The organism is Streptomyces sp. SN-593 (assembly GCF_016756395.1).
Taxonomy (GTDB): domain Bacteria; phylum Actinomycetota; class Actinomycetes; order Streptomycetales; family Streptomycetaceae; genus Actinacidiphila; species Actinacidiphila reveromycinica.
Genome location: NZ_AP018365.1, coordinates 844151 through 866643, shown reverse-complemented (window position 1 = coordinate 866643; position 22493 = coordinate 844151). Strand labels below are relative to the sequence as shown.

The following is a 22493-nucleotide window of genomic DNA, read 5'->3' as shown; positions in this document are numbered from 1 at the left end:
CGGTCGGCCGATCCCGGTGCCGCCACCCGGCCGGGTCCGCGGGCGCACGCGGGGGACGCGGCCGGGCCCGAGGTGGAGGCCCACGCCGGGCCGGACCTCCGTACCCGGGCCGAGGCCGACGACAGCCTGCGCCGGTTCGCCGCCATATGGGGCCGTGCCGTCTTCCCGCTGACCGCCACCTCCATGACCCGGGCCGAACTGGAGGCGTACCTGCGGCCGTTGGCCCGCGTGCTGAGCGACGCGCTGAGCGCCGACCGGTTCGACCCGCGGGCCGCGGTGCCGGTCGGCGCCGCGCTGGTCGACGCGCATTGCACCGACCCCGAGGCGCTGCCGAGCATCCTCGGCGTCATCGACGCGTACCTCGCGCTGTACTGCCCGCCCGGCGGCGGCCTGACCGCCGACGAGGTGCGCGCCCGCTGCTCCCGCCTCCAGCACGCCGTCGCCGTCGGCTTCTCCCAGGCACTGCGTGAACGCACCCTGCACGAGCAGGAGTCGATCTCCCGCGCCGCGCTGGCCGCCCAGGCCGACGCCGAACGCGCGCTGGCCGCGAGCGAGGCGCGCTTCCGCGCGGTCTTCGAGGGTGCCGCGATCGGCATCGGCATCGCCGACCTCGACGGCCGCGTCCTGGAGATCAACGATGCGCTCAGCCGGATGTTCGGCGGCGAGAAGCACGTCATGCAGCGGACCGTCTCGGAGTGGGCCCACCCCGAGAACCCCGCGGTCGTCAGCGCCCTCAACGGCGAGCTGGTCCGCGGTGAGCGCGACGGCTACCACACCGAGAAGGCGTACCCCCGGGCGGACGGCTCCGTGCTGTGGGGCAACCTCCAGGTCTCCCTGCTCCGGGACTCCGCCGGCAACCCCCAGTACCAGCTCGCCCTGCTGGAGGACATCACCGAGCGCCGCCAGTTGCTCCAGCGGCTGCGCCACGAGGCCACCCACGACGCCCTCACCGGCCTGCCCAACCGCGCCCTGTTCTTCGAACGGCTCGACCAGGCACTCGCCCCACCGGAGGCGTCCGGGTCGGGCGGGCCGTCCGGGTCAGCGGGCAAGGGCGGCACGGCGGAGGACGGCGACCGGGGGGCGGGGCTCGACGCGGGTACGCCCGGTGGCGGCACGTCCGGTGGCGGCACGTCCGCCGGGGACACGGACTCCGGCCGCCGGATCGGCCTGTGCTACCTCGACCTCGACGGCTTCAAGACGGTCAACGACAGCCTCGGCCACGCGGTCGGCGACCAGCTCCTGGTCGCCGTCGCCGACCGGCTGCGGAACTGCCTGACCTCGCCGGACCAGCTCGTGGCGAGGATCGGAGGCGACGAGTTCGTCGCCCTCTACACCGACCCGCCCGGCCTCGACGCCGTCACCGACCTCGCCGGCCGCATCCTGGCGGCGTTCGCCACGCCTGTCCTCGTGGACGGCCGCGAACTGCCGGTGCACGGCAGCATCGGGATCGTGCTCACCCCGACCGCCTCGCACGCGGCCGCCGACGTGCTGCGCAGCGCCGACATCACCATGTACCGGGCCAAGGAACTGGGCGGCAACCGCTACGAGGTGGCCGACCCCGACGCCGACGCCCGCGCGATCACCCGGCACAGCCTCACCAACCGGCTGCCCGGCGCCCTGGAGCGCGGCGAGTTCTTCGTCGAGTACCAGCCGCTGATCGGGTTGAGCGACGGCGTCGTGCACGGCGCCGAGGCCCTGGTCCGCTGGGGCCACCCGGTGCACGGCGTGATCGGGCCGGATCGTTTCATCCCGCTCGCCGAGAACACCGGGCAGATCGTGCCGCTCGGCCGCTGGGTGCTGGAGCAGGCGGTCCGGCAGGCCGAGGTGTGGCAGCGCAACCACCACGGCGCGCGGCCGCCCAGGGTCAACGTCAACCTCTCGCCGATCCAGTTGCACCACCCCGACCTGGTCGCCGAGGTCTCCCGGGTGCTGGACGACAGCGGGCTCGCGCCGGAGGCGCTGTGCCTGGAGGTCACCGAGAGCGCGCTGATAGGCGCCGACCAGGACGCCTTGAAGCCGCTGCGGCGGATCGCGGACCTCGGCGTGGAGATCGCCCTGGACGACTTCGGCACCGGCTACTCCAACCTCTCCTCGCTGCGCTGGCTGCCGGTCAGCGTGCTCAAGCTCGACCGCGCGTTCTCCCGGGGGATGAGCCACCACCCGGCCGACCCGGTCGACCTGAAGATCGTCGAGGGGATCGTGTCGCTCGCGCACGGCCTCGGCCTGTCCGTCACCGTCGAGGGCGTGGAGACCAGCGCCCAGGCCGACTACCTGCGCGACCTGGGCTGCGACACCGGCCAGGGCTGGTACTACGGCCGGCCCGCGCCGCCCGAGCAGATGGGCACCCTCCTGCTGGCGGACGCGAGTTGACCGCTGCCCACCGCTGAGGAGGGCGCACCGGTGGGGGAGGAGCCCCACCGGTGGGGGAGCGGCCCGGGGGCCGGGACCGCCGCCTGCCGGTCCTGCTCCGTGCGGGCCGGTCAGTCCTGCTTGGTGAAGGTGGTGGGCGCGCCCACCGTCAGACCGCTGTAGTCCGACAGCTTGAGCGTCTCCTCGTCGCTGTCGAGGGTGAGGGTGTAGACGCGGCCCACGGTGCACTCGGTGCCGCTCGACGGGTCGGACGCGGTGCTGGACACCGCCTGGAGGACGACGGTGGAGCCGTCGCGCTCGGTGAAGCCGAGCGTGTCCGTGCAGCCGATGTCCGCGCCGGAGATCGACCCGGTGACGTGGGTGACCTCCTTGCCGACCACGTTCCCGCGCGTGCCTCCGGTCAGGGTGATGGTGACCTTGGCCTTGCCGGTGACCGAGGGCAGCCCCGGGCCGACGCCGTACCAGGTGCCGATCCAGGCGGCGGGCAGCTTGTCGGCCGAACCGGAGCCGTCGGAGTCGGAGCCGTCGGAGCCGTCGGAGTCGGAATCGCCGTCGGGGTCGTCGGAGTCGTCGGAGCCGGTGTGCGATCCGGCGGTCCCGGTCGGGCCGGCGGCGCTGCCGGTCCCGGTGGCGGTGGAGGACGCGGAGGCGGTGGGCGCCTTGGCGTCGGACCCCTGGTCGTCGGCGTTCTGCCGCCAGCGGTGCACCGCGAGGGAGCCCACGACCACCAGGACCACGGCGACGGCGGCCGCCGCGACGAGCGCGCCGCGCCGGCTGCCGCCCCCGCCTGAGCCCGGGGGGAGGCCCGTGCCGGGGCCTGGCGGGCCGTTCCGGGCGCCGGGGGAGGCGTAGCCCGGCGGCGGGACCGAAGGCCGCTGGACGGTCTGCTGAGGGCCTGTCCGGGGTGTCTGGTAGGCGGGGTGACGGAACGTCGCGGACTCGGGCCCGTACGGGGTGGTGGCGGCCACCGGAGGGACACCGGGTGCGGTGGGCGCGGCGGGTGCGCTCGCCGCCCCGGTCGGGGCGGGCGGGGCCGGGGCGTCCGCCAGCGCGGCGCGGGTCGCCTCCTCGCGGGCGACCAGTTCCCCGGCCAGCCCCGGCGGCAGGTTCCCGGACCACGGCGCCGGTGCGGCGGCCGCCTTGCCGGCGCCGTCGCCCAGCAGCGCGGCCGCCTCCAGGGCGGTCGGCCGGTCGGCCGGGTCCTTGACCAGCAGCGCGGCCACCGCCGGCAGCAGCACCTCCGGCACCCCGCTCAGGTCCGGGTCCTCGTGCACCACCCGGTAGAGCAGGGCGGGCGTCGAGGCGGTCTCGCCGGGGTGGTTGAACGGGCCGCGGCCGGTCGCCGCGTAGACCAGCACCGCGCCCAGGGCGAACACGTCGCCCGGTTCCGCCGAACTCCCGGACGCGGCCTGCTCCGGCGCCATGTAGCCGGGCGAGCCGATCATCGCCCCGGTGCTGGTGTGCCGGGTGTCGTCGGCGGCGCGGGCGATCCCGAAGTCGATCAGCAGCGGCCGGGTCCCCGCCAGCAGGACGTTCGACGGCTTCACGTCACGGTGCGCCAGGCCCGCGCGGTGCACCGCGTGCAGCGCCTCGCACAGCTCCGCGCCGAGCGCCGCCGCGCTCCCGCCGGGCAGCGGGCCGTGCGCGCGGACCCAGTCGGCGAGCGACGGCGCGGCCACGTACTCGGTCGCCAGCCACTGCGGACTCGCGCCCGCGGGGGAGTAGTCGACCACCGTGGCGGTCCACGGCGAGCGCACCCGGTCCGCGTTCCTGATCTCCCGCGCGAACCGCTCGCCGAACGCCGGGTCCGTGCCGAACTCCGCGCGGACGGTCTTCAGCGCCAGCGGCCGCCCCGCGACCGTACGCGCCAGGTAGACCTGCCCCATGCCGCCCGCGCCCAGCCGCGCGAGGAGCGGGTAACCGCCCACCGACCGGGGGTCGGACGCCTCCAAGCTCTCCATGCGCAGCAGCGTACGTCGCCCTTCCGCCTCGTTCGCCGGCATCCGCCCTCCCGGTCGCCCGCGCCGCCCGGACCGCCCGGGCACCGAACCGGGGGACGCGGCCGGAGGCGCGCGCGGTTGCGGGCTCCGGCGGGCGGCCGGTGGCGGTGACGCACCCGTGACGGCGCCGCCGCCATACGGCATACTCCATCCGCCGGACCCGTTGATCACCGTTGCCGCGACCCGGCGTGGGAGACAGCGACGGGAACGGGGTAGTTCTCACCGGACGGCTCCACCACACCCTTGCGCGGGGCCGCCGCCACCCCACAGGGAGGATGTGCCGCCATGCCCCAGCAAGGCCCGCAGCCGGTCGAACGGCAGTTGCCCACCGACGAGGCCCGCCTTCTGCTCGACCTGACCCGGGACCTGGCCCGGCGCGAGATCGCGCCCGCGGCCGCCGCCGAGGAGGAGGCCGGGCACTTCCCGCGCGAGGCCCTGGCGCTCATCGGCCGCTCCGGCCTGCTCGGCCTGCCCTACCCGGAGGAGCACGGCGGAGGCGGCCAGCCCTACGAGGTCTACCTCCAGGTGCTGGAGGAACTGGCGGCCGCGCGGCTGACCGTGGGGCTCGGGGTCAGCGTGCACACCCTCTCCTGCCACGCGGTGGCCGCCTTCGGCAGCAAGCAGCAGCGCGCCGACCACCTCCCCGCGATGCTCGGCGGCGAACTGCTGGGCGCCTACTGCCTGTCCGAGCCGACCTCGGGTTCCGACGCGGCGAGCCTGCGCACCCGTGCGGTGCGGCACGGCGAGTCCTGGACGATCGACGGCACCAAGGCGTGGATCACGCACGGCGGCGTCGCCGACTTCTACACGGTGCTCGCCCGTACCGGCGGCGAGGGCGCGCACGGCATCTCCGCCTTCCTGGTGCCGGGCGACGCGGCCGGGCTGGAGGCGGGCACGCCCGAGCGGAAGATGGGCATGAAGGGCTCACCGACCGCGCAGATGCACTTCGACGGGGTCGAGGTGGCCGACGAGCGGCGGATCGGCGACGAGGGGCAGGGCTTCGCGATCGCGCTCGCCGCGCTCGACGCCGGGCGGCTGGGCATCGCCGCGTGCGCGGTCGGCGTGGCGCAGGCCGCGCTCGACGCCGCGGTGGCGTACATGGCGCAGCGCCGCCAGTTCGGCCGTCCGATCGCGGACTTCCAGGGCCTGCGGTTCATGCTCGCGGACATGGCGACCCGGGTGGAGGCGGGCCGCGCGCTCTACCTGACGGCGGCCCGACTGCGCGACGCCGGGGAGGACTTCAGCGCGCGGGCGGCGATGGCGAAGCTGTTCTGCACGGATGCCGCGATGCAGGTCACCACCGACGCGGTCCAACTCCTGGGGGGATACGGCTACACCGCGGACTTCCCCGTCGAGCGGTACATGCGCGAGGCGAAGGTGCTGCAGATCGTCGAGGGGACCAACCAGATCCAGCGGATGGTGATCGCGCGCCACCTGGTGGGCCCCGAGACCCGCGACTAGGAACGGGGCGGGCCCCCGCCGTGGGGGTCCGCCGTCCCCGCGCGCGTGCGCCGCCTGTGCGGCCGGTCCGCCGGTGCGGCCGGTCCGGGCGTGCGGGGCCGGGTGCCCGCCGTCGGTGCGGCCGGGCTGCGGGTCCCCGCGCCGTCGGGCGCGGGGCCGGACGTGCCTACGCGGCCAGGGTGTGGGGCGCGCGCTGGACGGGGACGCGGACCGGGCGGGAGCCGGGGCCGCCGACGTGGGAGAACGGCTGCGTGCGCCAGTCCAGCGGCAGCGGCGCGGTGGGCTGCTCGCGGACGGGGGCCAGTACCAGCGGCTCCACGGCCCCGGCGTCCGCGACCGCGCGCCCGGAGCCGGCGCAGACGGTCAGCCCGAAGGGCTGCCAGGGGTTCGGGCACACCGCGTGGGACGGCAGCACGCTGTCGTCGCCGACCACGGCGATCGGCCGGCCGCAGTCGGGGCAGGCGAGCCGTACGACGTCGGCGAAGTCGTCGCCCTCCTCGTCGTAGGGGTCCTCGGTGTCGTCGAAGTCGGCGGCCGGGTCCGTGCCGTCGTCCTCGGCCTCATCGGCGGCGGGAGCGGGTGCCGGCGCGAGCACGAGGTCGCGTTCGTGACCCTCCGCGGCAGCCGAGGACGTCCGGGCGCTGCGACTGTGGCGCACATGGTGACGCATGATGCGTTCCCCCTTGGGTGATGCCCTCCGTTGGGCCGGCCCGGCTTCTCGCTCGCGGCCATAGCGAGCACTTCCCGCCGCGCTACGCGGGTAATCGCGCCATGCGGAGTGCTCCGCACGGTCGAGGTGTGGCCTTCGTCACACTCCCTCGGATGCCTCCGCGATGCGCCCCCAGGGTGCGCCCCTACGCCCCCTGGTGCCCCGGACGATCGCCCGTGAGACCGCCTTATAGGGTGGCGGCAAGGCGTGGACCAGCGCGGTTGTGCCGGCGTCGGGCCGGCGGGCGGGAGTGGCACGGCATGCGGACCAACTGGGCGGGGAACCTCACCTTCGGCGCGGAACGCGTGCACTGCCCGGCCACGCTCGACGAGTTGCGCGCGATCGTCGCCGGCAGCCGACGGGTCAAGGCGCTCGGCAGCGGACACTCCTTCAACGCGATAGCCGACACCCACGGAGACCTCGTCGAACTGGCCGCGCTCCCGGCCGAGATCGACGTCGACAGCGCCGCCGGCACCGTCCGCGTCGCCGCCGGCGTCCGCTACGCCGAACTCGCCGCGCACCTGCACGCCCGCGGCCTCGCGCTGCCCAACCTCGCCTCCCTGCCGCACATCTCGGTGGCCGGCTCGGTCGCCACCGGCACCCACGGCTCGGGCGACGCCAACGGCTCGCTGGCCACCTCCGTGACCGCCCTGGACCTGGTCACCTCCGGCGGCGACACGCTCAGCCTCAGCCGCGAACGCGACGGCGACCGCTTCGACGGCGCCGTGGTCTCGCTCGGCGCGCTCGGCATCGCCACCCACCTCACCCTCGACGTGGTGCCCGCCTTCCAGGTCCGGCAGACCGCCCGCACCGCCCTCGCCCTCGACGACGCGCTGGCCCACTTCGACGCCCTCACCGGCGCCGCCTACAGCGTCAGCCTCTTCACCGACTGGCGGGTGCGGGGCTTCACCCAGGTCTGGCTGAAGCGGCTCGACGGCACCCCGGAACCCGACCTGCCGTGGACCGCGGCGGCCCCCGGCCCGCTGCACCCGGTGCCCGGCATCGACCCGGTGCACTGCACCCCCCAGGACGGCACCGCCGGCCCCTGGTACGAACGGCTGCCGCACTTCCGCCCCCAGTTCACCCCCAGCAGCGGAGCGGAACTCCAGTCCGAGTACCTCGTGCCGCGCGCCCACGGCACCGCCGCCATCGCGGCCGTCGCCGACCTGCGCGCGCTGCTCGCGCCGGTCCTGCTGACCTGCGAGGTCCGCACGATCGCCGCCGACCGGCTCTGGCTCAGCCCCGCCTACGGGCACGACACCGTCGGCCTGCACTTCACCTGGCGCCAGGACACCCCCGCCGTGACCGCGGTGCTCGGCCGGATGGAGGCGGCCCTCGCCCCCTACGGTGCCCGCCCGCACTGGGGCAAGCTCGCCACCACCGACCCGGCGACCGTGCGCGGCCTCTACCCCCGGATGGCGGACTTCCGGGCGCTCGTGGCGGACCTCGATCCCGACGGCACCTTCGGCAACGCCTTCACCCGCCGCCTGCTCGCGCCGTGACCGGCCCCGGCGGGCACGGCCACGGGGTGACCGGGGAGCCCTCCGTGCCGGTAAGGTCATCGGCTGTGGAGGAGCTCGACCGGCACATCGTGGAACTGCTCGTCGCCGACGGGCGGATGAGCTACACCGACCTGGGCAGGGCCACGGGCCTGTCCACCTCGGCCGTGCACCAGCGGGTCCGCCGGCTGGAGCAGCGCGGCGTCATCCGCGGCTACGCGGCCGTCATCGACCCCGAGGCGGTCGGCCTGTCGCTGACCGCCTTCATCTCCGTCAAGCCGTTCGACCCCAGCGCGCCGGACGACATCGCCGACCGGCTCGCCGAGGTGCCCGAGATCGAGGCGTGCCACAGCGTGGCCGGCGACGAGAACTACATCCTCAAGGTGCGGGTCTCCGCCCCGATCGAACTGGAGCACCTGCTGTCCCGGATCCGGTCCCTGGCAGGCGTCTCCACCCGCACCACCGTGGTGCTGTCCACCGCCTACGAGTCCAGGCCCCCCCGGATCTGAGCACCGAGCCGTCCGGGGGAGACTGGCGTCATGCACCAGCGCCCCGCCGCAGCGGCGACCACGATCCCCGAACCGCACGACCAGCACGGACCCGCAGGCGGCACCGTGCTGCTGCGCGGCGGCTTCGTCTACAGCCCCGCCGACCCGTTCGCGACCGCGATGGTGGTCGACGGCGACACGGTCGCCTGGGTCGGTTCCGAGGGCGCCGCCGACTCCTTCGCCGACGGCGTGGACGAGGTCGTGCACCTCGACGGCGCGCTGGTCGCCCCCGCGTTCGTCGACGCCCACGTGCACACCACCGCCACCGGGCTGGCCCTGACCGGCCTCGACCTGGGCCCGGCCCGCACCCTGGCCGACGCGCTGGACCGCACCGCCGCGTACGCCGCCGCGCACCCCGGCGACCGGGTGCTGCTCGGCCACGGCTGGGACGACACCCGCTGGCCCGAGGGCCGCCCGCCGACCCGGGAGGAACTGGACCGGGCCGTGCACGGCCGCCCGCTCTACCTCGCCCGCACCGACGTGCACTCCGCGGTCGTCACCAGCGCGCTGCTCGACCTCGTGCCCGGCGCCGCCGACCTGCCCGGCCACCACCCCGGCGGCCCGGTCACCCGCGACGCCCACCACGCCGCCCGCGCGGCCGCCTACGCCGCCGTGACCCCCGCCCAGCGCGCCGACGCCCAGCGCGCGGCGCTGCGGCACGCGGCCGCCCAGGGCATCGGCAGCCTGCACGAGTGCGCCGGCCCGAACATCTCCTCGCAGGACGACCTGACCGGCCTGCTCGCGCTCGCCGCGGCCGAGCCCGGCCCGCGCGTGCACGGCTACTGGGCCGAGCCCGTGGCCGGCCCCGCCGACCTGGACCGGCTGCGCGACCTCGGCGCGGCCGGCGCCGGCGGCGACCTGTTCGTGGACGGCTCCCTCGGCTCGCGCACCGCCGCCCTGCACGCCCCCTACGCCGACACCGGGTCCGACCACCTCGGCGTCACCTACCTCGACGCCGACACCGTCGCCCGCCATCTCACCCTGTGCACCCGGGCGGGGGTCCAGGCGGGCTTCCACGCCATCGGGGACGCCGCGGTGGCCGCCGTGGTCGACGGGGTGCGCGCGGCGGCCGCAGCGGCCGGCACCGGCCGCGTACGGGCCCTGCGGCACCGCGTCGAGCACGCCGAGATGATGACCGCCGAGACGATCGCCGCGTTCGCCGAGTTCGGCCTGATCGCCTCCGTGCAGCCCGCCTTCGACGCGACCTGGGGCGGCGAGGACGGCATGTACGCCGCCCGGCTCGGCCGCGAGCGGGCCCGCACCCTGAACCCCTACGCGGCGATGACCCGCGCCGGGGTGCCGCTCGTCCTCGGCTCCGACAGTCCCGTCACGCCCCTCGACCCCTGGGGAGCCGTCCGCGCCGCGGCCTTCCACCGCACCCCCGAGCACCGCGTCTCGGCCCGCGCGGCGTTCCACGCCCACACCCGCGGCGGCTGGCGGGCGGTGGGCCGCGACGACGCCGGGGTCCTGGTGCCCGGCGCCCCGGCCGACTACGCGGTCTGGCAGGTCGGCGACCTCGTCGTGCAGACCCCCGACGAGCGCGTCGCCAACTGGTCCACCGACCCGCGCTCGGGCACCCCCGGCCTGCCCGACCTCACCCCCGGCGCCCCCCTGCCCACCGCGCTGCGCACCGTCGTGGCCGGCCGCACGATCCACCGCCCGCCGAACGGGTGACCTGGGCTTTCCGGGATGCGCCCGAACGGTGTGCGGTGCGGGCGCGGCGGCGTGTCGCCGTCGCGCGGGCACCTCGCCACTGACCTGCTGATTTGCCGAGAGTTCGCAGGTCACAGGGGTGTTGACAGTGGCTGGTCGGAGGCGAGTAGGTTCGGCCAGGTCCACCACAGGACGTCGGACCGGGGGCTCTCCGCGGTTGCGTCGAACACCGCTGGGCCATGGGGCGCCGCGCCGCACGCGCGCCGCCACTGGCAGCCAGGTCCAGCGTCCGCGACGCGGAACGCGGGGGGAGTGCCGCCCGATCGGCAGGTGTGACCCGGGAAGGGCCCGGACGCCCAGTAGACAACGGCCTCGGTGCCGAGCCGCAGCCAGCGGTTCCCAGGTCGGCCCGAAGGGTGTCCGGGCCCGCTCCCGTTGAGTGCCCCGACATCCCCGAGGCCGCCCCTTCCCCTCGTCGCGGGACCCTGCGCACGGCCGTCGGCTCGTCGCGCGGTTCCCCGCGCCCCTCGGTCCGGCGTGCGGGGGGAGGACCGGGCGGACCCGCGCTCCCCGGGGTCCCAGGTACAGGAGGTACCGTCACCTTCGTCAAATGTCCCGACCTGCAGGAAGGCCACGCCTGTGCGCCTGCGTCCGCCGAACGCCCCCGCGGCGCCCACCGGCATCGTGCCCGCCGGGGACACGACCGCCGCCGAAGTGACCGTCGTGCCGGTCGTGCCGGCGACCAGGCGGGCGCGGTGGAAGGCCACGGCCAGGGCCGCCGCGCCGCGCAGCGCCGTCGCCGCGGCGTTCGGCCTGATGCTGGCCGCCGCGTTCCCGCCGTACGGCGTGTGGCCGCTGTCCCTGGTCGCGGTGGCCGGCCTGGCGCTGGTGCTGGAGGGCCGCACGGTCCGGCAGGGCGCGTGGCTCGGCTTCGCCTTCGCCTTCCCGTTCTTCCTGTGGCTGCTGGTGTGGCTGCGGTCGGTGACCTGGTTCGCGGTGGTGGGCCTGTCCGCGATCGAGGCGCTGTACCTGGTGCTGATGGCCGGCCTGATGGTGGTGGCCCGGCGGCTGCCGTGGTGGCCGCTGTGGGCGTCCTGCCTGTGGGTGGCCCAGGAACTCGTCCGCGACCGGCTGCCCTTCGGCGGGTTCCCGTGGGGGCGGCTGGCGTTCGCCAACACCGGATCGCCGTTCACCCCGCTCGCCGCGCTCGGGGGCGCCCCGCTGGTGAGCTTCGCGGTGGCCCTCAGCGGCACCACGCTGGCCTGGGCGGCGCTCGCCGCCCACCGGGCCCACCGCGGCCGCGGTACGGGTCCGTGGGCCCTGCTGCCGACCGTGCGCGGCGCGCTGCCGGCCGCCGGCGCGCTGGTGCTGTCGGCGGCGGTGCTGCTGGCCGGCCTGCTCGTGCCGATCCACACCAACGCGGTCGGCCACCTGAAGGTCGCCATCGTGCAGGGCAACGTGCAGCAGCCCGGCATGCACTTCCTCGGCCGCCCGATGAAGATCCTCGACAACCACGTCCAGGCCACCCTCAAGCTCGCCGCGGACATCAAGGCCGGCAAGGCGGAGAAGCCCGACATCGTGCTGTGGCCGGAGAACTCCTCCGACCTGGACCCCTTCACCTACCCGCAGGCGTACGCCAAGATCACCGAGGCGGTCCAGGCGGTGGGCGTGCCGGTGCTGGTCGGCGCGCTGGTCGACGGCCCGGACAAGGAGCACGTGCAGAACGAGGGCATCGTGTGGGACCCGGTCACCGGCCCCGGTGCCAGCTACACCAAGCAGCACCCGGTGCCGTTCGGCGAGTACGTCCCGTTCCGCAAGGAGCTGACCAAGGTCATCCCGATGCTGAACGAGATCCCGAAGGACTTCTACCCGGGCACGCACACCGGGGTGATGCGGATCGGCCCGGCGGACGTCGGCGACGTGATCTGCTTCGAGGTGGCCTACGACGGAATCGTCCGCGACACGGTGAACGCCGGAGCCCGCGCCATCGTCGTACAGACCAACAACGCGACCTACGGCCGCACCGGCCAGCCCGACCAGCAGCTCGCGATGTCCAAGCTGCGCGCGGTCGAGCACGGCCGGGCCGTGGTCACCGCGGCGACCAGCGGGATCAGCGCGGTGGTCGAGCCGGACGGGACGATCGAGAAGCGCAGCAAGGAGTTCACCCAGCAGGTCATCAGCGCCGACATACCGCTGCGCGACGAGAAGACCGTCGCGGACCGAGTTGGTGCGGCACCTGAGTGGGCACTCGCTATGGTTGGTCTCCTGTCCTGCGCGGCCGCCGTCGCGATCGGCAGGCTGGAGCGCACGCGCATGGCGAAAGGGCAGTCGCAGCAGTGAACGAGGACGGGCAGCGGAGCTTTGACTCCCTCGGCAAGGTCCTGGTCATCATCCCGACCTACAACGAGGCGGAGAACGTCCGGCCGATCGTCAAGCGGGTGCGGGCCTCGGTGCCCGACGCGGACGTCCTGATCGCGGACGACAACAGTCCCGACGGGACCGGCAAGTTGGCCGACGAGATGTCCGCGGACGACCCGCAGGTGCACGTGATGCACCGCCAGGGCAAGGAGGGGCTCGGCGCGGCCTACCTGGCCGGGTTCCAGTGGGGCATCGAGCACGACTACGGCGTGCTGGTCGAGATGGACGCCGACGGGTCGCACCAGCCGGAGGAACTGCCGAGGCTGCTCACCGCGTTGAAGGGCGCCGACCTGGTGCTCGGCTCGCGTTGGATCCCCGGCGGCCGGGTGGTCAACTGGCCCAAGCACCGCGAGTACCTCTCCCGCGGCGGCAGCACGTACTCCCGGCTGATGCTCGACGTGCCGCTGCGGGACGTCACCGGCGGCTACCGGGCCTTCCGGCGGCAGACCCTGGAGAGCCTGGGCCTGGGCGACATCGCCTCCGCCGGCTACTGCTTCCAGGTCGACCTGGCCTGGCGCGCGGTCAAGGCCGGGTTCCACGTGGTCGAGGTGCCGATCACCTTCGTGGAGCGCGAGCGGGGCGACAGCAAGATGAGCCGCAACATCGTGGCCGAGGCGCTGTGGCGGGTCACCGCGTGGGGCGTGGGCGCGCGGGCGAGCAAGATCACCGGCCGCCGCCCCCTGCCGTAGGACGCGGCGGGGGCCCCGACGCGGGCGCCGCGCGGGGGCGGGAGGCGGGCCGGCCGGCGGGGGAGTTCCGAGCCGGGCTCCCCCCGGTCTTTGGCACACTTGAGGTATGACGACGCCGACGACGACACCGCCCCCGGTCCGGCCGCCGCGCAGGCGGCGTTCCCGGGCCCGCACCTTCGTGCCCCTCGCGATCGCGGCGTGGGCGGTGCTGGAGATCTGGCTGCTGATCCTGGTGGCCGGGGCGACCAACGGGTTCGTCGTCCTCCTGTGCATCCTCGCCGGGCTGGTGCTGGGCGCCGCGGCGGTGAAGCGGGCCGGGCGCAGTGCCTGGCGGAACCTCACGGCGTCGGTGAACGCCCAGCAGCAGGGGGTCGCGCCGGGCCCGCCCGAGGGCGGCGGCCGCAACGGCCTGGCGATGCTGGGCGGCCTGCTGCTGATCATCCCCGGGTTCGTCTCCGACGCGGTCGCGCTCGTCCTGCTCTTCCCGCCGACCCGGGCCCTGATCGGCCGCCGGGTGGACCGGGCGATACTCGCCCGCGGCGTCCCGATGCCCCCCGGGGGCCCCGGCGGCGGCTTCGGGGGAGGCTTCGGCGGACCGGGTGGACCAGGTGGACCGGGCGGCTTCGGCGGTGGCCCGGGCTCCGGCCGGGGCGGAGGTTCCGGCACGGCCGGGGACAAGGTGGTCCAGGGCGAAGTCGTCAACCGGGACTGAGGAGCGCGGCCCGAGCCCGCCCCGGCGCAGCGGTCCGAGCCCGCCCCGGCGCACGGGTGGGCGGGCGTACACGGTGGGCGGGCATAGCTGCGCCCGGCGCGGAGCGGGCTGCTCCGGCCGGGCGGAAGGGTTCGGGGGCCGCGGGTGCGGGCCCCTGGTGGGCCCGCGGCGCCGCGGACCCGGGTGCGGTCAGGCGGTCTTGCGGTTGTCGCGCGGATGCACCGCGATGTTCATCGCCCCGGAACGGAGGACGGCGAGCCGCTCGGCGAGCACTTCCTCCAGCTCTTCGAGCGTGCGCCGCTCCATGAGCATGTCCCAGTGCGTGCGCGCCGGCTTGGTGGTCTTCTCCTCGGGACCTTCTCCGTCCACCAGGAGCGCGGTCTGGCCGCAGGCGCGGCACTCCCACTCCGGCGGAATCTCGGCCTCAACCGAGAACGGCATCTCAAATCGATGGCCGTTCCGGCATGCGTACTCCACGGTCTGGCGCGGGGCCAGATCGATGCCGCGGTCGGTCTCGTAGCTGGTGGCCCCGAGTCGCGTGCCGCGGAGAGCTCGCTCACTCATGAATCGTGCCTCCCGGGCTTTTGGTCGCCCACAGGACAGGTGTCGCTGTCGTCGTCATCCGGTCAACGTCCGGTCGGCGGTGAAGATTCCCGTTTCGGGATATGCGTCGCCCGTCGTGTCGCCCCTGTTTCTACCCAGCGACATCCCGTTTGTCACACTTAGCAGGATATGTCACCCGCTGTCGTCGTATCTTTTGCCTGCTGTGGCGGTCGGGCCGCTGGGCCAACCGCGTACACTACCCGCCCGCACCCCTCAGGGCTAAATCGTGTCCACCACCCGGTGTTCCGGCGCTTCCCGGCGAATGCCCGCAGAGCCGGTCGTACCGGCCGCCCCGGCCCCTCCGGCGGCCGCCGGACGGGCTGCGCCGGCGCCGGCGCGCGGCTCCGGAGCCGCGGTCGGGGGAGTGCCGAACAGGCGCAGGAAGAACTGGGCGAGCGGGCCGATCGACACGGCGTACAGCACCGTGCCGACGCCCACGCCGCCGCCGAGCGCGAAGCCCGCCGCCAGCACGGTCAGCTCGATGCCGGTGCGGATGGCGCGCAGCGAGCGGCCGGTCCTGCGGTGCAGGCCGGTCATCAGGCCGTCGCGGGGGCCGGGGCCGAACCGGGCGGATATGTACAGGCCGGTGGCGACGCCGTTGAGCACCACCGCGCCCACCATCAGCGGTACCCGCACCGCGAGCGCGGCGTGGTAGGGCACCAGGTCGAGCGTGGCGTCGAGGGTGACGCCGACGAGCACCACGTTGGAGACGGTGCCGAGCCCGGGGCGCTGCCGGATCGGCCACCACAGGAGCAGGACGGCGGCACCGACGACAATGGACACCAGGCCGATGCTCGCCCCGGTCAGCCGCGAGAGCCCCTGGTGGAAGACGTCCCAGGGGTCCAGGCCGAGCGAGGCGCGGACCAGTAGCGCGTCGCTCGCGCCGTACAGCGCGAGGCCGACGTAGAGGCGGACGAGGCGGTGGACGGCGGAACGGCTCATGGGACCCCCCTGGCGGGTGAACGGACGCGCGTGCCACTGTGTGGCCTGTGAAGGGTTTCCCGCCACGGCCAATCAGGGAAAGGTGGACTGAGTTCGATGCCCCAGTGGACCGCTGCGGTGAGCGCGGCGCACCTGGCCAGGCTCCTCACGCCCCGGCCCGCCACCGACGGCACCTCCGTGCGCGGCGGGCGGAGGCTTCCCGCCTACCGGGGGCTCGCCGACGGTGTGCGGCTGCTGGTGCTGGAAGGGCGGCTCCAGGTGGCCGCGCGGCTGCCCGCCGAACGCGAACTGGCCCTCGCCCTCGGGGTGAGCCGGACCACGGTCGCGGCCGCGTACGAGGCGCTGCGGGCCGAGGGCTTCGCGCACTCCCGGCGCGGCGCGGGGAGCTGGACGGCGATCCCGGAGGGGCACATCCAGCCCTCCCGCAGCCTGGAGCCGCTGCCCCCGGACGCCGCCGGCTCGGTGATCGACCTCGGCACCGCGGCGCTGTCCGCCCCCGAGCCCTGGCTGACCCGGGCGATGGAGGGCGCCGTCGCGGAACTGCCCGCCTACGCGGCGACGCACGGCGACTTCCCCGCCGGGCTGCCGGTGCTGCGCGAGGCGATCGCGGACCGCTACACCGCGCGCGGAGTGCCCACCATGCCGGAGCAGATCATGGTGACCACCGGCGCGATGGGGGCGGTCGGCGCGGTCGCCCGCCACTCGGTCGGCTACGGCGAGCGGGTCGCCGCGGAGTCGCCCAGTTACGCCAACGTGCTGGAGCTGTTCCGCGAGACCGGCTCGCGGCTGGTGCCGGTGGCGCTGAAGGAGCGGCTGGGCGGGTGGGACATGGACGCCTGGCGCCGGGTGATGCGCGACGCCGCGCCCCGGATGGTCTACGTGATGCCCGACTTCCACAACCCGACCGGCACGCTGGTCGGCGACGACGAGCGGCGCGAGCTGGTCGAGGCGGCGCGGGTCGCCGGGGCGACGGTGGTCGCCGACGAGACCATGGCCGAACTGGTCCTCGACGGCGAGGAGTCCGGGGTGCGGCCGCTGGCCGCCTTCGACCGGGGCGGCACCGTGATGACCGTGGGATCGGCGAGCAAGAGCGTCTGGGCCGGGCTGCGGATCGGGTGGGTGCGCTCCACGCCCGACGTGGTGCGCCGGCTGGTCTCCGCCCGCGCCTACCTCGACCTCGCGTCGCCGGTCGTCGACCAGCTCGCGGTGGCGTGGCTGCTGCGGGGCGGCGGCTGGGAGCACGCGCTCGCCTCGCGGCGGGCCCGCGCGCGCGAGTGCCGCGACGACCTCGCGGCGGCGCTGCGCGCGCACACGCCCGGGTGGGACTTCAGCGTGCCGCGCGGCGGGATGACGATGTGGGTGCGGACCGGCGACGTCTCCGGGTCCCGCCTCGCGGTCACGGGCGAGCGGCTCGGCGTCCGCGTCCCCGCGGGGCCCCGGTTCGGGATCGACGGCGCCTTCGAGTCCTACGTGCGCATACCGTTCACGGTGAGCGGTCCCGCCGCCGACGAGGCCGCGGCGCGCCTGGCCCAGGCCGCGGAACTGGTCCGCTCCGGCGCGGCGCCCGACGGCGACCCCACCGGGCTCTTCGTGGCCTGACCCGCCCGGGTGCCCCGCTCCCGCCGGACCGGGGACCCGCCCCCGGACCCGGGCACGGTGTCCCTCCGGGACGGCGGGCCGCATCGCCGTCGGCGGCGCCACGAGTCCCTGCGGGGCGCCGGGCGTGCAGGGTCGCTCACGCTCCTGGCGAGGTGCGGCTTCCCCGCGGAACCCGGGGCCCACAGGGGCGCGGGGAACGGCGCGCGCAACCGCACGGCGACCCGCGGCCGGGAGCCGTCCTCCGCGAGAGCGGTGGTGCGGTGTCCCTCCGGGATGGCGGGCCGCATCGCCGTCCCGGCGGCGCCACGAGTCCCTGCGGGGCGCCGGGTGTGCAGGGTCGCTCACGCTCCTGGCGAGGTGCGGCTTCTCCGCGGAATCCGGGGCCCACAGGGGCGCGGGGAACGGCGCGCGCAACCGTACGGCGGCCTGTGGCCGGGAGCCGGTCTCCGCGTCAGCGGCGGGTTGCCGTGGGGGCGCGGGGAACCCGCCGCTGACGGGGAGACCGGCCCCCGCCCAGGGGCGGTCCCGCGACCGGCGGGACGGGGGCACCCGGGGTCCGGCTCACCCCAACTCGAGGTCGGCGACCGTCCGGACCACCGTGTCCTTGCGCAGGACCACCGCCTCGGTCGCCGGAGCACGCCCGGGCTCGGCGTCGGGCACGTGCGGCGCCGGAGCCGCGGCGTCCGCACCGTCCGGGGACAGCAGCGCGAGCACCGCCGACCGCTGCGCCGCGGGCGCCTCCTCGTCGAAGGGATCGGGCGCGGCCGGCACCTGGAGCCGCAGCACCGGCCCGGTGCCGAGCCGGGCGTAACCCCGCCCGGGCGGCACGTCCGCCGCCGGTGTCGTCCGCTGCGGCGCCCCGAGGACGGCCTGCACGTGCTCGGGCGCGAGCGGCCCCAGCACCACCCTGGCGCGGGTCTGCGAGATCACCACCGGCGCGAGCGCCTCGGTCGCGTCGAGCTGGTCGGCCACCGCCACCGCGACGTTCGCGGTCCTGCCGTGCCGCAGCGGCACGTCCAGCAGGGTCTGCGGGTCGGGCCGCCCCTCGGCCAGCGCCAACTGCGTGAGCGCGGTCGGCCGGTCGACGACGATCCACAGCGGCCGCCGCACGTCGTCGGCGACCGGGTTCCCCGCCTGGCGGGCCCGGTTCACCGCGATCAGCCGCCGCTCGGTCTCGTGGGCCGCCCACTCCAGCGTCGCCGCCGCGCCGAGCACCCCGTCCTCGACGGCGAGCACCCCCGGCCGTCCGGCCAGGGACGCGTACTCACCGGTGCCGCTGCCGTCGACGATCACCACGTCGCCGTGCACCAGCGCCTGGAGCGCGATCGACCGCAGCAGGCTCGTCGTCCCGGTGCCGGGCTGGCCGAGCGCCAGCAGGTGCGGCTCGGTGGAGCGCGCGCCGGTGCGCCACAGCACGGGCGGCGCGTCCCGGGTGACCGGGCCGTCGCCGCCCGCGGTGCCGTCCTCGGCGGACGGCACCGTGACGGGCACGGTGCGCTGCACCGCGTCGGAGTCGGTGAAGCCGAGCACCGTCTCGCCCGGCGACGTGACGAACCGCTGCGCGACGATGTCGGTCGGCAGCGGCGGCAGCGCGGTGAGGGTGAGGTGGTTCTCCTCCTCGTTCCAGTCGAAGCGGTACTCCCGGCCGCGCCCGGCCTTGGCGTGCAGTAGCTGCTCGACGCGGACGCGGGAGTCCTCCTCGCCGTCGGTGAAGTACGCCGGATAGCGCAGGTGCAGCCGGACCAGCCGGCCGTCCCGGAACTCGTACCCGCTGAACGCCTGCTCCCAGCCGCCGTCGTGGGTGTACAGCGGTGCCGGGTCGCCGGGGTCGGACAGGTAGGGCACCAGCGCCTCGTACAGCGACTGGAGGCGTACGCCCTCGGCCTCCGTCGGACCGGCCGGGGCCGAGGCGTTGCGGTCCCGGCCCATCCACGCCGCCGACGCGACCAGCGCGGCGACCCCGAGGATCGGCCCGTACGGCATCATCGCCACGATCACGGCGGCCGTGGCGGCCAGCAGCAGCGCCGGCCCGCGCCGGTCCTTCGGGGTGCGGCCCCACCACCCGCCGGCCCACGACGCCTGCCGGCGCACGCCCCGGGCGATGGTGATGACGGGGTGCAGCACGTCGCCGGCGCCGTCGGCCGCGGTGCGCGCCAGGTCGCGGCCGCGGACGAGCGCCGGCCGGCTGCTGAGGATGCTGGGAAGGGGACGCCTGGCCACGGGGTGCTCCATGGGTGGTTCGGGTGGGGGGCGGCGCGTGGGGGGACGCCGGTGCGCGGTGGGACGCGCGCGGAGGGCTGCGGGCGGCGGGCGGCAGGCCGCGCGGCCGGCGGGCTGCGGGCCGCGAGCTGCGGGAAAGGCGACGGGCCCGGGAGCGGATCGACCGCTGCCGGGCCCGAGGGGTGGGGCAGGAGTGGCCGCCGGTCGGACGGCGCTAGATCTTGAGCCCGCCGATCAGGCTGGCCAGGCTCGCCCCGCCCGCTGTGATGCTCGGGGCGATGGCGGTACCGGCGAGGTAGAACCCGAAGAGTGCGCAGACCACTCCGTGGGACACCTTCAGGCCGTCCTTGCGGAAGAACAGGAAGCAGATGACGCCGAGAAGCACGACGCCGGAGATGGACAGGATCATGGGGCTCTTCTCCTGAGGTGATGGGGACGGTCACCGTGAGTCCTCCCAGGCTCACAAAAAGTGAGAGATCGCGCGCGCTGGCAAACGGGTGATGTGCGGCCTCCTTCTGCCAGTCGGGTGAGGTGCTGCGCGGTACGCGGCCGGTCCCGGCCCGGGTGCGGCCCCACCGCCCCGCCCGATCGGGTGAGGGCGAGGCGCCGGGGTGACGACCGGGGGCGGTCCGGCAGGATGGGGCGGGTGCAGCCGACCCCCATCACCTGGCCCAAGCTCGCCGACGCCCTCGCCGAGCGGATCGCGGCCGGCCGCCCGCCCGGCCCCTGGTGGCGGGTCGCCGTGGACGGCGCGCCCGCCGCCCGTCCCGCCGACCTCGCCGACGCCGTCGCGGCCGCGCTGCCCGCGCTCGGCCGCCCGGTGCTGCGGGTGGCGGCCGACACCTTCTGGCGCCCCGCCTCGCTCCGGCTGGAGTACGGCCACGAGGACGTCGACGCGTACTACCAGCTCTGGCTCGACACCGGGGCGCTGCGCCGCGAGGTGCTCGACCCGCTCGGGCCCGGCGGCAGCGGCCGTGCCCTCCCCTCGCTGCGCGACCCGCGCACCGACCGCTCCACCCGGGCCGGCTACGTCGAACTCCCGCCCGGCGGCGTGCTGGTGCTCGACGGACCGCTGCTGCTCGGCCAGGGCCTGCCGTTCGACCTGACGGTCCATCTGCGGCTGTCCCCGTCGGCGCTGGCCCGGCGCACCCCCGCGGAGGAGCGGTGGACCCTGCCGGCCTACGCGCGGTACGCGCGCGAGGCGCTGCCCGAGGAGGCCGCGGACGTGCTGGTGCGGGCGGACGACCCGAGGCACCCGGCGTGGACCGGGTGAAGCGCCGGACGGAGGGTCGGGTGGGGCGCCGGACGGAGGGTCGGGTGGCGGGGGACAGCGGGCCGCCGAGGCCGCCCCGGGGCGTCGCCGAGGGGGCGCGGAGAGCCGGACATCCCGTCCCCGCACGGCTTTTCGGGCGCTTGGCGGGCACCCGTCCCGGCCTGTCCCGGCGGCCGTCCGGACCCGCCTTGCCCTGGGGCGGCGCGCACCGCTAGCGTCCACGAGCACCATGACTGTCGCCATCGCGCCGCTGACCACCGAGCACATACCCCTCGCCGTGCAGCGGTACGACCGCTGGTTCGCCCGCGCCCGGCGGCCCCCGTCGCAGCGGTCCTGGCTCGCCGACGGTCCGGTGCGCGGGGAGGACCTGCTCGGCAGGCTCCACCGGACGCCCGGGGTGGAGGCGGTCAGCGCCCTCGACGGCGACGGCGGCCTGATCGGGCACCTCGCGGCCGTGCCGGTCGATCTCGCCCCGGACGATCCGGCCGCGCTGCGCGCCCACCCGCGTTCCGCCCTCGTCCCGCACGGCGGCCACGCGCTGCCCGCCGGCCGCGAGAGCGAGGTGCTGCGCGCGCTGTACGTCCGGGTCGCCGAACGGCTCGTCGCCGACCGGCGGTTGGCGCACTACGTCGATGTGCCGGCCGGCGACGTCGGCACCGCGCCCTGGTCCGACCTCGGGTTCGGCCGGGACCGGGTGCACGGCCTGATGGCGGTCAAGGCGCGCGGGCGGCAGCCGCGCGGGGTCGAGGGGCTCGCCATCCGCCGCGCCGGCCCGGGCGACCTGCCGCAGATCGGCCGGATGGCCGCGGAGTCCGCGCGGCGGCAGCGCGGCACCGCCACCTTCCAGCCGCAGCCGGAGACCGCGCTCGCTGCGCTGCGCGTGCACTACGCGGCCGCGCTCGCGGACTCCCGGTGCGGCGCGTGGATCGCCTCCCGGCGGGGCGAGGAGATCGGCATGGTGCTGCTGGTGCCCGCGCGGCCCGACCCGGTGGTGCCCGAATCCAGCGTCGAGCTCGTCGAGATGTACGTCGACACCGCCTTCCGCGGGGAGGGGATCAGCCGGGTGCTGCTGGCGACCGCGCTCGCCTGGGCGTACGACGCCGGGCACCGGTACATGGCCGCGCAGTGGCCGTCCGCGTCCCCGCACGCCGCCGGGCACCTCCCGGCGATCGGCTTCCGCCCGGTCGCCTACCGCCTCGCCCGCACCCTGGACCACCGCCTCACCGGGCCGGCCGGCACGTTCTGAGGGCGGGCCGCCCCGACCGCCCTCCGCCGAGGGCGCCGACCGGTGCGCGCGCGACCCCGAAAATCGTACAAAGAGGGACATTTGGCGCGTCTGTGAGCGGTATCACCGGGTGGGCACGGTCCGCGCTTGATCGGGGGACGGAGTGTGGTCGCAGGGGGCGAAACGTGATGGACGGTGTCGGACGGCGCACTCGACGTAAGGATCGCATAGCGGACATCCGGGTGTGCGGCCACACACCGTGACCGCGGCGCCCGGGGAGGCGGCCCCCGCTGTTTGCCCGCCCGGAGCGGGTTCCCCTACGTTCCGTCGGGTGCGGGGCAACCCGCTTCCCATCCGCCGGGCGGACCGCCGAGTCCTGCCACCGCCCACCCCGCGGATCATCCGAGCACCGACATGGCAGGAGCGGGGGACCCAGGACAGGTCGCCGCCCGGACCGACCGCCGCGCCAGCGGCGCGCGTCCGGGCGGCTCGGGGTGAAGCCGCACCCGCGGCCGGGCATCTCCCGCCCGAACCCGACAGCTCACCTCGCAGGCGTAGGAGAGGACATCCCC

General features: G+C 75.8%; 17 protein-coding genes and 1 riboswitch. Of the genes, 11 read left to right on the top strand and 6 right to left on the bottom strand.

Annotated features, from left to right (window positions below):
* Nucleotides 1–72: 72 nt before the first annotated feature.
* Nucleotides 73–2370, top strand: a complete 2298-nt coding sequence (locus RVR_RS03590) for a putative bifunctional diguanylate cyclase/phosphodiesterase (protein ID WP_430393213.1) — start codon at nucleotides 73–75, stop codon at nucleotides 2368–2370.
* 110 nt (nucleotides 2371–2480) lie between these two features.
* On the opposite strand, the gene RVR_RS38530 is transcribed toward RVR_RS03590, so the two are convergent.
* Nucleotides 2481–4331, bottom strand: coding sequence for a serine/threonine-protein kinase (locus tag RVR_RS38530; RefSeq protein ID WP_202232450.1), 1851 nt, complete (start codon nucleotides 4329–4331; stop codon nucleotides 2481–2483).
* Between the two features lie 324 nt (nucleotides 4332–4655).
* On the opposite strand from RVR_RS38530, the gene RVR_RS03580 reads away from it, so the two are divergent.
* Entirely contained in the window at nucleotides 4656–5831 is a 1176-nt protein-coding gene (locus tag RVR_RS03580) for an acyl-CoA dehydrogenase family protein (protein WP_202232449.1), read from the top strand.
* Nucleotides 5832–5997: 166 nt separating this feature from the next.
* On the opposite strand, the gene RVR_RS03575 is transcribed toward RVR_RS03580, so the two are convergent.
* Nucleotides 5998–6501 carry a hypothetical protein gene (locus RVR_RS03575; protein ID WP_237404547.1) on the bottom strand — a complete coding sequence of 168 codons (504 nt, stop codon included), beginning with the start codon at nucleotides 6499–6501 and terminating at the stop codon, nucleotides 5998–6000.
* Nucleotides 6502–6800: 299 nt separating this feature from the next.
* On the opposite strand from RVR_RS03575, the gene RVR_RS03570 reads away from it, so the two are divergent.
* From RVR_RS03570 to fxsA, 6 genes are all read left to right on the top strand, one after another.
* Entirely contained in the window at nucleotides 6801–8042 is a 1242-nt protein-coding gene (locus tag RVR_RS03570; RefSeq protein WP_202232448.1) for a D-arabinono-1,4-lactone oxidase, read from the top strand.
* 65 nt (nucleotides 8043–8107) lie between these two features.
* Nucleotides 8108–8548, top strand: coding sequence for an Lrp/AsnC family transcriptional regulator (locus RVR_RS03565; protein ID WP_202232447.1), 441 nt, complete (start codon nucleotides 8108–8110; stop codon nucleotides 8546–8548).
* A gap of 30 nt (nucleotides 8549–8578) precedes the next feature.
* On the top strand, nucleotides 8579–10261 hold the full coding sequence (locus RVR_RS03560; RefSeq protein ID WP_202232446.1) for an amidohydrolase: 1683 nt from the start codon (nucleotides 8579–8581) through the stop codon (nucleotides 10259–10261).
* A gap of 618 nt (nucleotides 10262–10879) precedes the next feature.
* Entirely contained in the window at nucleotides 10880–12580 is a 1701-nt protein-coding gene (gene lnt, locus RVR_RS03555) for an apolipoprotein N-acyltransferase (RefSeq protein WP_430393100.1), read from the top strand.
* On the top strand, nucleotides 12577–13347 hold the full coding sequence (locus RVR_RS03550) for a polyprenol monophosphomannose synthase (protein WP_202232445.1): 771 nt from the start codon (nucleotides 12577–12579) through the stop codon (nucleotides 13345–13347). Before lnt ends, RVR_RS03550 begins: the two co-directional genes overlap by 4 nt.
* Before the next feature lie 106 nt (nucleotides 13348–13453).
* Complete coding sequence (gene fxsA, locus RVR_RS03545; RefSeq protein ID WP_202232444.1) at nucleotides 13454–14059, top strand: FxsA family membrane protein; 606 nt, start codon at nucleotides 13454–13456, stop codon at nucleotides 14057–14059.
* 189 nt (nucleotides 14060–14248) lie between these two features.
* Here fxsA and RVR_RS03540 read toward each other — a convergent pair whose 3' ends face one another.
* Nucleotides 14249–14623 carry an RNA polymerase-binding protein RbpA gene (locus RVR_RS03540; RefSeq protein WP_031517570.1) on the bottom strand — a complete coding sequence of 125 codons (375 nt, stop codon included), beginning with the start codon at nucleotides 14621–14623 and terminating at the stop codon, nucleotides 14249–14251.
* A 258-nt stretch (nucleotides 14624–14881) separates the two neighbouring features.
* Nucleotides 14882–15604 carry a membrane protein YczE gene (gene yczE, locus RVR_RS03535; protein WP_202232443.1) on the bottom strand — a complete coding sequence of 241 codons (723 nt, stop codon included), beginning with the start codon at nucleotides 15602–15604 and terminating at the stop codon, nucleotides 14882–14884.
* 96 nt (nucleotides 15605–15700) lie between these two features.
* Here yczE and yczR point away from each other — a divergent pair, with 96 nt between their 5' ends.
* Nucleotides 15701–17203, top strand: coding sequence for a MocR-like transcription factor YczR (gene yczR / locus RVR_RS03530; protein ID WP_202232442.1), 1503 nt, complete (start codon nucleotides 15701–15703; stop codon nucleotides 17201–17203).
* Between the two features lie 561 nt (nucleotides 17204–17764).
* Here the strand turns inward: yczR and RVR_RS03525 are convergent.
* Both RVR_RS03525 and RVR_RS03520 read right to left on the bottom strand, forming a co-directional pair.
* A complete protein-coding gene (locus RVR_RS03525) occupies nucleotides 17765–19423 on the bottom strand; it encodes a hypothetical protein (RefSeq protein ID WP_202232441.1) in 1659 nt (552 codons plus the stop codon).
* 214 nt (nucleotides 19424–19637) lie between these two features.
* Nucleotides 19638–19832 carry a hypothetical protein gene (locus RVR_RS03520; RefSeq protein WP_103887705.1) on the bottom strand — a complete coding sequence of 65 codons (195 nt, stop codon included), beginning with the start codon at nucleotides 19830–19832 and terminating at the stop codon, nucleotides 19638–19640.
* 228 nt (nucleotides 19833–20060) lie between these two features.
* Between RVR_RS03520 and RVR_RS03515 the strand changes: the two genes are divergently transcribed.
* Together RVR_RS03515 and RVR_RS03510 are read left to right on the top strand one after the other, a co-directional pair.
* Nucleotides 20061–20696 carry a nucleoside/nucleotide kinase family protein gene (locus RVR_RS03515; RefSeq protein ID WP_430393099.1) on the top strand — a complete coding sequence of 212 codons (636 nt, stop codon included), beginning with the start codon at nucleotides 20061–20063 and terminating at the stop codon, nucleotides 20694–20696.
* A gap of 229 nt (nucleotides 20697–20925) precedes the next feature.
* The gene (locus tag RVR_RS03510; RefSeq protein WP_202232439.1) at nucleotides 20926–21942 is read left to right on the top strand and encodes a GNAT family N-acetyltransferase; all 1017 of its coding nucleotides are present in this window, start codon (nucleotides 20926–20928) and stop codon (nucleotides 21940–21942) included.
* A gap of 376 nt (nucleotides 21943–22318) precedes the next feature.
* Nucleotides 22319–22489: riboswitch (cyclic di-AMP (ydaO/yuaA leader) on the top strand.
* The last annotated feature ends 4 nt before the right edge of the window (nucleotides 22490–22493 follow it).